This window comes from Bacillus sp. JAS24-2 (genome assembly GCF_008274905.1).
Lineage (GTDB): Bacteria > Bacillota > Bacilli > Bacillales > Bacillaceae_G > Bacillus_A > Bacillus_A cereus.
Window position 1 is genome coordinate 3,221,284 of sequence record NZ_CP031068.1, and the last position, 12,570, is coordinate 3,233,853.

Consider the following 12,570-nt stretch of genomic DNA (forward strand, 5'->3'; position numbering starts at 1 on the left):
GTGAGCCTCAAATATTAAGCTTTATCACTGGACAATTATTCTATTTTTAAATACCATTTCATTTACTACAATGAGAGCATGATAAATAATAAAAGCACGGAAAATCTCCCGTGCTTTTCTAAATATATATTATTCCTGAAGGTTTCGTTTATCTCGTTTCTTACCCTAACTGACTTTTAAATGCTTTACTGGCGAAAAAGTAAGAGATGACCATTATACCTACGCACCAAGCGAGCGCAATCCAAATATCGTTTCCAACAGTTCCTTCATATAAAAGAGCACGAATCGCATTCACGATTGAAGTTACAGGCTGATTCTCTGCAAACGCACGAACAATTTTTGGCATCGTTTCGGTAGGCACAAAGGCCGAACTAATAAATGGAAGAAAAACTAGCGGGTACGAGTAAGCAGTCGCCCCTTCCATAGACCTCGCTTTCAATCCTGGAATGATAGCGAGCCATGTTAGCGCCAGCGTAAACATCCCAAGTATCCCAGCTACCGCGAGCCAATCTAGAATATTAGCACTGGAACGGAAACCCATTAAGAGTGCAACAAGAATAACCACCACGATAGTAAGTACATTAGCAACAAGAGAGGTTAGAACGTGAGCCCACAATATCGATGAGCGCTTAATAGGCATCGTAATGAAACGTGCCATCAGCCCACTCTTTACATCCGTAAAGAGTCGCACGGAAGTGTAAGCTACACCGGATGCGATAGCCATTAGCAAAATTCCCGGCAATAAATAATTAACGTAGTTTTCCGTTCCAGTTTTTATTGCGCCGCCAAACACGTAGACAAATAATAGCATCATCATAATCGGTGTAATCGCTACTGTAATAATTGTATCCGGACTGCGCATAATGTTACGCATTAAACGACCTAGTAATACACCTGTTTTACTTTTCATTTACATCTCCTCCTTTTTGCCAATGATCGCAAGGAATATTTCTTCCAATGTCGGTTGCTTCTCGATATACTCCACTTTTGCTGGCGGGAACATCTCTTTTAGTTCAGCAAGAGTACCTGTCGTAATAATTTTTCCGCCATGCAAAATAGCGATACGGTCTGCCAGTTGTTCTGCTTCCTCCAAGTACTGAGTCGTAAGCAAAATAGTTGTACCGCTACCAGCAAGTTCCTTGACTGTATCCCACACTTCGATTCGCGCTTCAGGATCAAGTCCAGTCGTTGGTTCGTCAAGAAAAATAACTGCTGGCGCCCCAATCAAACTCATCGCGATATCAAGCCGGCGCTTCATCCCGCCTGAATACTGATCTGTCCTTTGGTTTGCCGCATCAGTCAGGCTAAATCTTGCAAGTAAATTGTCAGCAACTTGAGCGGGATTGGAAACACCACGTAATTTGGCGATCATTATCAAGTTTTCCCTCCCTGTCAGCATACCGTCTAAAGCTGCGAACTGCCCTGTCAAACTGATACTTTGACGAACATGGTCTGGTTGACGCTGTACATCAAATCCGCAAATACTTACTTCACCGCTATCTTGCTTCATTAGCGTCGAAAGGATGTTAACCGTTGTCGTCTTTCCCGCTCCATTTGAGCCTAGCAGCGCGAAAATTTCTCCACGCTGCACCTCAAAATCTACCCCTTTTAAAACTTCCTTGTCTTTAAAGGATTTTTTCAAGCCTTTTATAGAAATCGCTGCATTACTCATACTTTTTTCCTCCCTATAAAAATGTTTTGCGGAGATAATTTATTTACCTCTATCTATTTAGTACCACTGATATTCTGTATCACTTAGTACCAAGCTAAAAATATAACTGAATAGCTATGGTGGCAATTCATATGTGTAACCAGCTAATCAGTCGGTATTACTTATTCCATTTATTTTTTTCTCAATTTCTTCATAATACTTTCATTCAAATCTTCACGATACTTGGAGACGTAAGTTTTAGCATTTGCCACTAGTTCGTCAGCAAAGGAAGCCACGTCATCCCCAGTAATGTCAAGCACTTGTCTTCCTTCTGCTGCACCAGCTTCAAACAAATCGATTAATTCATACTGTATGTGTAACATATCCATCCCGTTACCCGCTGAGAAATTCCACATGTAGTTTTGAATTTTCTTAAATACAAATTGGTAGTCCTCTGGCAGAGCCTCAACTCGTGCCATCATCATTTTGTACTCTTTTTTATCACCAATTAACTTTTTAAACATTTCTAACATCTTATTTTCCTCCTTTTTTATAAAACCGAACAAGAAATTCCCAAAGTATCGGCCGGAACATTTTATCTTATGAACCTATTTTGACTTCAAGACGTTAATTTTTGACGATACAAAATCCCATTTTTTCCAAAACAATTCAAGCTCTTGGCGGCCCTCTTCATTTAATGAATAAAACTTACGAGGCGGTCCCATATCTGATGGTTTCTTTTCAATATTCACAAGCTTTTTCTTCTCTAATCGTACAAGGATGGTATACACCGTACCTTCCACAACTTCGGTAAACCCAAGATCATTCAGATGGCGGGTAATCTCATAGCCATACGTTTCACGGCGACTGATGATTTCCAGTACACACCCTTCCAGTGAACCTTTTAGCATTTCAGTTAAATTTTCCATGTCCTGATCCTCCTTTACCCCCTATTCTGTCTGACTTATATTCAGTATCACAGAGTACTAAGGCGAATTTTTTACTGAATAGCTTTTGAGTAAAACCACACTATTCAGTATTACTTATTACAACTACATTGTATGACTAAGTAGTTGTGGATGTCAACTTTATTTTCAAAAAAATTAAAAATCCGCTTTACCCTAACCGGATACAGCCTCCTTTTTTGTTGTAAGGGCCATCAAACTAGTAAAACAGAGCTGATTCAAAGTGTAATTTAAATCATCTCTGCTTTATTGTTTTCATACCGTTATATCTTGTTTTTTCACGATACAAATTGTTTCTCCCTACCATTCCCATTGCATATAAAGCATAAAGGCAAGTGCGGTCAGAGAAAATTTCCAGAGATTATCCGTACATGATACGAGCCTCCAAAATACAATTCTATTAGAAATCTGTTCTCTATATTCTCTTTTATTTTATTTCTGATAGTTGATTAGCAACACTATCTAAAAATTTTTCTACCTTTTCTTTTGATGTATCCGGCGCATGATAACCGATCGTAAATGTAAGCCTTCCATTATAAGAGCTTGCTCCCATTGAAAAGAATGGTGCATACATAATAGGTGATGTCATATACCCGTCCTCAGCTTGAATTTCACCAAACTGAATAGGTTCCTCAGCGATTACTCCCAAATTTGTCAGTAATGGCAACGCCATCCCCATCTGTACAGCCTGTTCATATTGCTGATTATACATTTCCTTCACTGTAGATAGCTTCATTTCTGCCAGTAACTCCATTCCTGCTGCTGAAGAAAGACCTGGATTTTGAGACTTTATTTTATCCATTGATTGTTTAACTCGAACAAGAGTCTGCTTAAATGTTTCATCGTCTTCCATTTTAATCACTGGCATTTCCATACCGGATAAGTTGCAAATAGCACCAGTTGTATTATTAGGCAGATATCGACGTAAATCAATTGTCAAGCCAATCATTTTTTCTGCAGTGCGAGGTTCTGCATACACAGTGAAATGTGATAAAGCTCGGAAGTATGCAGTCATGATTACATCATTCAAGGTAGCCTGTTGAGCTTTTGTCCATTGGGTTAAACGTAGAGTTTGCTCATGGCTCAATCGCCGTACGGACATTTGGGGAAATTTATTTTTGTTAGGTTGAGATGGAAAAGACCATAACGATGCCTGTTGTTCTTGGTTAGGACGATACGCACTTTTTATGTCCGATATTCCAGCGTATTTGAATACATGTGATTGATCTCGACAACTCTCATTTCCCTCATCAAATTCCTTTATAATTTGCTTCTTAGACCGTCCCAATGAAAGGTGAGTATATATCATTCCAAGCAATTTAATATATTCCTTGACTCCTGCACCATCTGAACATAGATGAGACAATTTCACAACTAACATATCTGTTGTAGTGCCCCGTAATAATTTCGTTTGAACCATAGGCCCCTGAATACGATCACCAGGTTCCTTAATAAAATCTATTGCCATTATTTCAAGTTCTTGATTATTTCCTTCTGCAAAAAAGCAAATAGATGAGTTAGTGTCAGATGAATGTTCCTCCCAGTAAGGAATATCATTTTCTACAAACCGGCTGTTCAAAACTGGTTGCAATTGCAACGTTATCCTTACTGATTCTTCAAGTATTTCCTTGGATATACCTACAGGAAAATAAAGAACTGCATTAATTTGTTGATCTGCAGAATAAAGACCTAATACATAATTCATTCGATCTTGTGGTGTTACTGAATACTTTCTTTTCTCCATAATTCCGTCCCCCTTTAGGACTTTTTGTATAACCCTATTTTCCATATGCTTATAATTTTTCTAGTCATTTTTCTTCAAGAGCTAATAACGCTTATTTTTCGAATTTTTAACGAAATCATCTTCTCCGTATTGGTTGCATTCTTTTTGCAGGTGATATATTCATTATTTTATTGTTATTAACACTGCCTAACCTCACAATAAAACCAAACAAGAATAAATTAAGTTTACATATACGTAAACATTTTATTATAACGTCTATAAATTATCAATATAGCAAATAAATCATTTTTATGTCTGTCAATAAAAAATAATATATTCAAGGGCCACTTCATCATAAAAGATTGATGTGCATGTAAATGTACCCATATCACTTTCAAAATAAGAATGAGAATTTTTTCAACAAAATAAGCTGCAGTTATTGATTTTACAGTAAGAAAAGCCCCTCCATTTTGAAAATGCGCAATCAAAATGAGTAGGGCTATTTCCAATTTAAATTTTATAAAAGAATGATTATCATAAATAATATTTTACTTTTTAGTCTACCTTATTATTTTCAATCCATTTTCCTAATAAATGAATGGATTTTATTCATATAATTTGAGGTGGTATCGTTGGTTTTTAAAAATAGAAAGCTTATTTTCAAATCAAATGAAAAAGAGGTAAAATTATAGATATTCATGTAGAAATTTCGTTTTGGGGATACTTAAAATCTTAAGGTGATGGGCATGTGGTGTTACACTTTAAAAGCTTTATAAAATTTATAGATATAGCGATTTTCTTTATTAATAATCATTTGTATGTACGTTTACTCACACACATACAAATGATTTATAAAGCTACAATTAAGTGAAAACATCTTTTCCGTTACGATAACATCATAGCCATGTCTTCTGCTGCATTTGTAATTAGTTTTAAACCAAATGTTTCTTGTAATACATCAAGCACGCCAGGTGAAATAAATTCAGGAGCCTTTGGACCGATGCGAATATCTTGAATCCCAAGACTAAATAGCCCGAGTAAAATGGCAACCGCTTTTTGTTCAAACCATGATAGCACAATACTTACTGGCAATTCATTCACTTCACATTGGAAAGCATCAGCTAAAGCAGCCGCTATTTTCACTGTAGAAATTGAATTATTGCACTGTCCTAAATCAATGTAACGCGGAATTTCCGTACCAGGTACAACACCGTAATCCACATCATTAAAGCGGAATTTCCCGCAAGAAGTTGTTAAAATAACCGTTTCTGGCGGAAGTGACGTTGCTAATTCACGATAATATTCTCCGCCTTTTCCCGGTGCATCACAACCGGCGATAACAAAGAAACGCTTTATTTTCCCCTCTTTTACTGCATCAATAATTTCTGGAGCTAATGATAATACTGTATTATGATGAAACCCTGTCACTAACTGTTCATCCGACTCCATATGTACTTCTGGAAGTTCTAGTGCTTTTTGAATTAATGGTGTAAAATCATCATTTTCAATTTTTTGTACACCTTCTAAACCTGCAATGTCATATGAAAAGAATCGATCAGAGTACGAGCCTTTAATTGGCATAACACAGTTCGTTGTAGCTAATATGGCACCAGTAAATTTTTCAAAAAGGCGTCTTTGATCATACCATGCCTTACCGATGTTTCCTTTTAAATGTTTATATTTTTTCAGCTGCGGATATCCGTGTGCTGGTAGCATTTCAGAATGCGTATAAATATTAATGTCTTTTCCTTCTGTTTGCTTTAATAGTTCTTCTAGTGCAAATAAATTATGACCCGTAACTACAATTGCTTTACCTTCTACACGATTTTGTGTAATTTGTACAGGCTCTGGCACACCAAAATGATTCGTATGTGCCTCATCTAATAATTCCATCACCCGTAAAGCTGATTTCCCCACTTTCATAGCCATATCAATATGCTCTTGTTCGTTAAAGTTAGAATTTGTTAATGTCATATATAAAGCTTCTTGTGTTGTAGCATCTACAAATGCATCCGTATATCCTAGCTGAGCAGCATGTGTGCGATAAGCTGCAATTCCTTTTAGCCCAAACACAATCGTATCTTGTAAACTCGCAATCGTTTCATTCTTGCCGCACACACCCATTACTTTACATCCGCCTGCTGGCGTTTGTTCACATTGATAACAAAACATATCATCCCACCCTCTCCCAATCATTCATTACACCTTAAGCATAATACCCATTGAAAAAAAGTGATGTGATATCAATCACAATAATATATAAAGATTTGTGACAGTTCATATTGTTGACATAATATTTTTATTGACACTAAAAAATATGCATTAGTGTGCACACATCTTTCGATACTTTTAAATAGCTAATTAATTTGGAGAAATATATACAACGAAAAAAATTTTTGAATCCCATGTACAAATAGTTGCAATTCATCACATATGAAAATAGACATAAAAATACGCTCTTCTTTCTATCATTCAATAGAAAGAAGAGCGTATTTGTCATTTTAAGGAACTATCATTTTTTATTAAAGTCTTTATTGTAAACCTTTTTATTTACAATACATTTACATTATCTTAACATTACTTACATTATTTATATGATATATTTATATAGAAGCTACTTAAGAAATTTCATATACATTTTATCTTTATGATCTCTTATCTAATCAATAAAAAGATCATGTTATATTTTTATAACAGGGGTGAATTACGATGACTGAAACTTTAAAAACACTTATAATGCTTGATGCTACTTATGTTGTTATAGCAATTATGACAGTACTAGTATTTGTATACTTGGAATTAAAATCTCAGTAATATATGCTGACGTAATCAACAGATTCAGCATTTAAATATAGTTAGAAGAAAGAGAGGAGAAAATTATTTCTCCTCTCTTTTGTATTTCTACAATTTCTTATTTTAATAAATCCAATGTATGTAAAAGTAATCCTTTGTTCCCTACTTCTCCATGACCAGGCACTACTGCATTTATATTTCTATATCGCTTCAGCACATTCTCAATCGATGTAGACCATTCATTTACATAAGCATCCGCAACGTTTCCTAAATCTTTCGCGGACGTAGATTTCACTAAACAGCCTCCAACTAAAATATTGTATTGCGGTAACCATACGACAATATTATCTTCTGTATGCCCTTTCCCTGGATAAAATGTTTCTACTTTCATATTTCCAAACTTCAAATTTGTAACGGTTTGTAAATCTCCAAGCGGTTCTTCATATCCATTTTTCTTTGCTAGTTCTGCAGTTAATGCTGTACTATGCGCTTTAATGCCTCTTTCTTTCAACGTTTTTATTCCGCCAATTCGATCAGCGTGCGCATGTGTAATAATGACATCCGTTACGCGCTTCTGAAATTTCTTTTCTACCATTTCTATTAGTTCCTTCGTTAATTTGTCATCCCAAGAAGAATCCACAAGTACTAACCCTTTAGAAGTATTAAGAACTAGACCGTTCGAAGGAACTGCTTCTCCATTAAAAGAACCTAACTCCGTATGAACCCATACATTCTTGTTTAACTGAGATATTGAAATGGTTCCCGTCTCATTTTTTATTACTATTTTCTCTACCTTTTGTGATGCTTGTACAGAAGAAATTGTGCTAACAAATTGAATTGTTCCTAGTAAACCTACACATAATCCTACTTTTAACAACGTATTCTTTTTCATGTTATCAACCCTTTCTTTCAAGCTAAATAGTTATTACCTATATTAGACAATTTATCTCAAATGTTTGTTCCATATAATTGGACACTTTATTATCGCCGCTTATGTAAATACACGCATGGTGCAGTAAAAAAGATCACCCAAATGGATGATCTTTTTTATAATTTATCAACATATTGCTTCGCTTCTAGTAAGGAAAAACCAAAAGCTTCTCTTACTCTCTTAACTGCTGTAACTTTTTTGCCTTCTTCTACAAGCTGGCGTAGTTCTTTATTAATTTCAGGTTCTCTTTCTACAATTCTCATTTCTTTCGTAATTAATTGTAATCTATCTTCAATTCTCTTTAAACGCGCATCATTTTTCTTTTCAATTGTAGCTAATTTTTCAGCGATATAAATGAAACCAAAGGCTAATATCAGTATAACCATCCAGAATTCCATAAATGTTCCCCCTTACTAACTTTCATTTGTTTTATTTCACTAACTTATCAGCTTTAGTTATTGAAATCATTCATTCCTTACAAGGAAAGGGTAAACTAAAACTTTCTCAAAAATTTGTACTAGACATGATTTCTCCTCAAGGTTGCTCAAAATGGACTGGATTAGGTGTTTTTCTTGATGATTCTAATGAAGAATTACAGGTTTATTCACTCGGATGGGGCGTCGGATTTCAATGTATGATGGTTTGTTATCCATACTGCGGGAATGGTGCTGTTATTATGACCAATTCCGATTTAGGTGTTCATCAAATGGAAGGGATCATTGGTGAGGTTGTAAAAACGTTATCCTTATAATGAAAATAAAGAAGCTGTTCCTTCCAGCTTCTTTATCTATATAACATTTTTCGCAACAATTTTTATATGTTCTGGTGCGATAATTTCCGTTATACTTTCTTGGAAATCTTCCCGCAACATTTCTTCCAAATGTTCTAACTGCACTTCAACATGAGTGCATTCTAAATTATGTATATTTAACAGTGCATAATGATCTTTTTTCTTAATTACTAAATATTGATTTTCCTCTGTCACAAGTACAGAACCTAATCGGACTCCTAATAAGCGTTGATCATCAAACTTCATAATTACTTCTCCTTCCCTCATATAAACAAAACTACAATGAAAATAATTACATTTATGAAAAAAAACGCTTATTTAGACTATATCATAATTTACTAAAATAGAAATATCTTTTTCTGTTTTAATAAAAATCCCTATTTTTTCATATATTTCGATACAAAAAAACTTTCTCAACATTAAATTTGAATTTTCAGTTTTTAACCCCATAAAAATCTATTATAATAAAGTTAATAAATGTTTGACCTCTCCTAATTCATGTACATATGGATGATCAGTAGTTATCGCTACTGATCTATTTTTTTGATTTCAGAAAGCAAATATGCTGCATCCTTTCCTACACCACAAATAAGTGCAGAACCCCTTTGAGATTGCCACGGCAATCCGATATAATACAATCCTTTTACTGGACTGATTCCCTTTATATGATTAGGAAATCCTTTCTCATTCACTGCTTGTTCAATTTCAATCCAATTATAATTTTGAACAAAACCAGTTGACCATATAACGCTTTCTGCACTATAAGTATCACCATTCTGAAACATGATGTTATTTCCTGATGCACTTACTACTTTTTCTTGCAGTTTAATTGCTCTATTCCGAATAAGTTTCTTACCCTCCAAACCGAAAATAGGGTCCTTTCTCTTCTGAAACCATCTTCCCCTCTTTGTATTTATTTCAGCGTACAATAAACCCACTTTTTCTAGCAGATTAAAAATACTTTTTCCAAAAAGTTGTAACGGTAAAAACGTTAAAGGATGACTAATAGACAACATAACTTCATGCGTTTTTGCAAGTTCTACTGCTATTTGCATTCCTGAATTTCCGCCACCTACTACAAGTGCCTTCCCCTGTGGAATTTGCGATGATGATCTATATTGTGATGAATGTATTTGAAAAATATGTGATGATAGATTTGCTGAAACTGAGGGAATAAATGGTTGCTGAAAACCACCTGATGCGATAATAACTTTTTTCGTTTGTAAAATTTCTGTAGGAGTATGTAATTCAAATATTTCTTTTTCTTTCTTTATTTTTAGAACTTCCGTTTGTAATTGTACCGGTAATTGAAAATGTCTTGCATATTCTTCTAAATAAGTCGCAATTTCATCTTTACATGGAAATTCATTTTTTTCACCTATTAACGCCATACCCGGCAAGCTACTGTAAGACCTTGGGGTAAAAAGCTGCAAAGAATCATATCGATTTCTCCATGAATCCCCAATTCGGTTTCCTGCCTCAAGTAATAAAAAATTATATCCTTCTTGCTTCAAGTAATATCCCATTGTTAATCCAGCTTGACCCGCTCCAATAATAATTAGGTCTTTCATTCTAATCCCTCCTTCCTTTACATATGAATACTTGTTCATATATTCATACGTTTCCATAATCATAACATTTTATTTTTATATAATTCAATATCTACTCAAAATAAAAAAGAGCAGTTTACCATAAAGTAAACTCCCCTTCATTCTATCTTCCCAGTCTTTAGCGCCTGTGCCCAGTCATATCTTTCTTGTTGAACAGCCAATCCAGCAGCTTCTTCCCAATTATAAGGAACTGAAATTTGTTCAATTGTCCATTCTCCCAAAACCTTTTCTATCACTACATATTTTGCATGCGGAGTTCCTGATTCCATTTTATGCATAACAGGTAACTCATCTTTGTATGCTGGAAGTCCTACACTTCCTGGATTTATAATGATCTTTCCGTTCGCTAAATAAACAACTCTAGGAATATGTGTATGACCACATACTATTATTTTTTGTTCTATATTTTGGAGTTGATCCATTATATTTTTTTCATTCTTTAATATTGCACCATTCTCATTCATCTCTTCTAACAAATACACTTCATCTGAAGTTGGCGTACCGTGACAACATAACATATCGTCTACAATAAATTGTGAAGGATGTTGTTTTAACCAACCTATATGATAATTTGTTAATTGATTTTGAACAAAAGTTAGTGTAGCAGATTGCTCTTGTATAGGTTCCCAAAGCATGCGATCACAATTGCCTTTAATATGTATCATCTCGCTACTCATTAATATTTCAATTGTCTCTAAAGGCTCTAACGGCCCATACACACTATCTCCTAAATTTATTATCATTTCGACCTTGCGACGTGTAATATCTTTTAATACCGATTTTAAAGCGTGACTATTTCCGTGGATATCTGAAATTATAGCTATTTTCATCTTAATCCCTACTTTAATATATTATTTATAAACATCTGCAGCCAATTCCCTCAAAACTTCTACATTCACTACTTCAAAACAACCATTGTTTTTCTTGATTATATTTTTATCACAAAAGAGATTCAAAGTACGTAATAAATGCCGATAACTCGTTCCTAACAACTCCGCTATTTCCGTTAAATTCCCACTAAACACAATTCTATTTTCATGCTGAACTGCTCGTTCTCCTGCTGCTAACATGTAACTCGCAAGTCTATTTTCAAGCGGATACAATAAATTAATTGTACTGTTTTTGGAAAGTCGGTTTAATTTATGTGCCAATGATCCGCAAATACATCTTAAAAATTTCGCATCATGAAATAGCTTATTTCTCACCTTTCCTAAAGGTAAACTCACACAATACGAATCTGCCATCACTTGTACGTTTGAAGTGATTCTTTGAGAATGAATTAACTCCACATCTCCAAGTAACTGCAAACTATCGTAAAAACATAATAATACCGATTTCCCGTTACTTAATGTGTTAAACGCTTTCGCTTTTCCTTCAACAAAGAAATATAAATAATCTATCTCTTCATTTTCTCTACAAATAAACTCATTCTTTTTAAAAAATATAAGTTCCATATATGGCTTCATATCATGACTAAAAAATGAATCAATATTATTTTTCTTCATATACTCTGCTAATTTAATAGAATTACATACTTTCTTCATAGTTCCCCACCTTTACAACTCATCCCCATTGTAATCAAAATTTTCTTCTTCCACTATGACATATGTCATAACAATACACAATTTCAGCATGATACATTCATTACAAATATGAAATATAAAGGGGATATTACATTGTATAACTTTCTTTCTGTCTTTATTGGTGTGCTCATCGCCGTTATGCTTCCATTGAATGGAATTTTATCCGAGTTAATTGGAAAGTATACAGCAAGCGTTGTCATTCACCTTGTCGGTTTAATTGCAGTTATCTTCATTTTAATCATAAACAAAAATAAAATTCGTTTCGATAAAAGTATTCCACTTTTTTTATATAGCGCTGGAGCGATTGGAGTATTCACTGTTCTTTTTAACAATATAAGTTTCTCCGTCCTTGGTGCTTCTATTACGATCGCATTAAGTTTACTCGGTCAATCTATTGCTTCCATCATTATCGATCATTTCGGCTTATTAGGAATGAAAGTTGCAAAGTTTGAAAAGAAAAAACTAATTGGATTATGTTTCATCTCTTCTGGAATTATAATCATGACAATTTATTAATGGGGGCA

The 12,570-nt window shown here is 34.4% G+C and carries 13 protein-coding genes and 1 pseudogene; 2 read left to right on the top strand and 12 right to left on the bottom strand.

Annotated elements, in window-relative coordinates:
• Nucleotides 1-160: 160 nt before the first annotated feature.
• The 8 genes from DN407_RS16670 to DN407_RS16705 form a co-directional block, all read right to left on the bottom strand.
• Nucleotides 161-910 (bottom strand): ABC transporter permease, encoded by a 750-nt coding sequence (locus tag DN407_RS16670; RefSeq protein ID WP_098381876.1) that lies wholly within the window; start codon nucleotides 908-910, stop codon nucleotides 161-163.
• On the bottom strand, nucleotides 911-1,672 hold the full coding sequence (locus DN407_RS16675; RefSeq protein ID WP_149216503.1) for an ABC transporter ATP-binding protein: 762 nt from the start codon (nucleotides 1,670-1,672) through the stop codon (nucleotides 911-913).
• Between the two features lie 170 nt (nucleotides 1,673-1,842).
• Complete coding sequence (locus DN407_RS16680) at nucleotides 1,843-2,184, bottom strand: DUF1048 domain-containing protein (protein WP_000891986.1); 342 nt, start codon at nucleotides 2,182-2,184, stop codon at nucleotides 1,843-1,845.
• A gap of 75 nt (nucleotides 2,185-2,259) precedes the next feature.
• Nucleotides 2,260-2,580 (bottom strand): PadR family transcriptional regulator, encoded by a 321-nt coding sequence (locus tag DN407_RS16685; protein WP_000429488.1) that lies wholly within the window; start codon nucleotides 2,578-2,580, stop codon nucleotides 2,260-2,262.
• A gap of 463 nt (nucleotides 2,581-3,043) precedes the next feature.
• Nucleotides 3,044-4,360 (bottom strand): condensation domain-containing protein, encoded by a 1,317-nt coding sequence (locus DN407_RS16690; RefSeq protein WP_000415482.1) that lies wholly within the window; start codon nucleotides 4,358-4,360, stop codon nucleotides 3,044-3,046.
• Nucleotides 4,361-5,224: 864 nt separating this feature from the next.
• The gene (hcp, locus tag DN407_RS16695; RefSeq protein WP_016512509.1) at nucleotides 5,225-6,511 is read right to left on the bottom strand and encodes a hydroxylamine reductase; all 1,287 of its coding nucleotides are present in this window, start codon (nucleotides 6,509-6,511) and stop codon (nucleotides 5,225-5,227) included.
• A 739-nt stretch (nucleotides 6,512-7,250) separates the two neighbouring features.
• On the bottom strand, nucleotides 7,251-8,024 hold the full coding sequence (bla2, locus tag DN407_RS16700; RefSeq protein WP_149216504.1) for a BcII family subclass B1 metallo-beta-lactamase: 774 nt from the start codon (nucleotides 8,022-8,024) through the stop codon (nucleotides 7,251-7,253).
• A 155-nt stretch (nucleotides 8,025-8,179) separates the two neighbouring features.
• A complete protein-coding gene (locus DN407_RS16705; RefSeq protein WP_061654639.1) occupies nucleotides 8,180-8,461 on the bottom strand; it encodes a hypothetical protein in 282 nt (93 codons plus the stop codon).
• A gap of 38 nt (nucleotides 8,462-8,499) precedes the next feature.
• Here DN407_RS16705 and DN407_RS16710 point away from each other — a divergent pair.
• Nucleotides 8,500-8,814 (top strand): annotated as a pseudogene (locus DN407_RS16710) (penicillin-binding protein); the annotation flags it as partial.
• A 36-nt stretch (nucleotides 8,815-8,850) separates the two neighbouring features.
• Here DN407_RS16710 and DN407_RS16715 read toward each other — a convergent pair.
• The 4 genes from DN407_RS16715 to yeiL form a co-directional block, all read right to left on the bottom strand.
• Nucleotides 8,851-9,099, bottom strand: a complete 249-nt coding sequence (locus tag DN407_RS16715) for a hypothetical protein (protein ID WP_000666948.1) — start codon at nucleotides 9,097-9,099, stop codon at nucleotides 8,851-8,853.
• A gap of 281 nt (nucleotides 9,100-9,380) precedes the next feature.
• Nucleotides 9,381-10,424 (bottom strand): flavin-containing monooxygenase, encoded by a 1,044-nt coding sequence (locus tag DN407_RS16720; protein WP_000653879.1) that lies wholly within the window; start codon nucleotides 10,422-10,424, stop codon nucleotides 9,381-9,383.
• A gap of 137 nt (nucleotides 10,425-10,561) precedes the next feature.
• Entirely contained in the window at nucleotides 10,562-11,293 is a 732-nt protein-coding gene (locus tag DN407_RS16725; RefSeq protein ID WP_000684254.1) for a metallophosphoesterase family protein, read from the bottom strand.
• A 21-nt stretch (nucleotides 11,294-11,314) separates the two neighbouring features.
• Entirely contained in the window at nucleotides 11,315-12,007 is a 693-nt protein-coding gene (gene yeiL, locus DN407_RS16730) for a transcriptional regulator YeiL (protein WP_149216505.1), read from the bottom strand.
• A gap of 108 nt (nucleotides 12,008-12,115) precedes the next feature.
• Between yeiL and DN407_RS16735 the strand changes: the two genes are divergently transcribed.
• Nucleotides 12,116-12,562, top strand: coding sequence for a DMT family transporter (locus tag DN407_RS16735; protein WP_002005482.1), 447 nt, complete (start codon nucleotides 12,116-12,118; stop codon nucleotides 12,560-12,562).
• The last annotated feature ends 8 nt before the right edge of the window (nucleotides 12,563-12,570 follow it).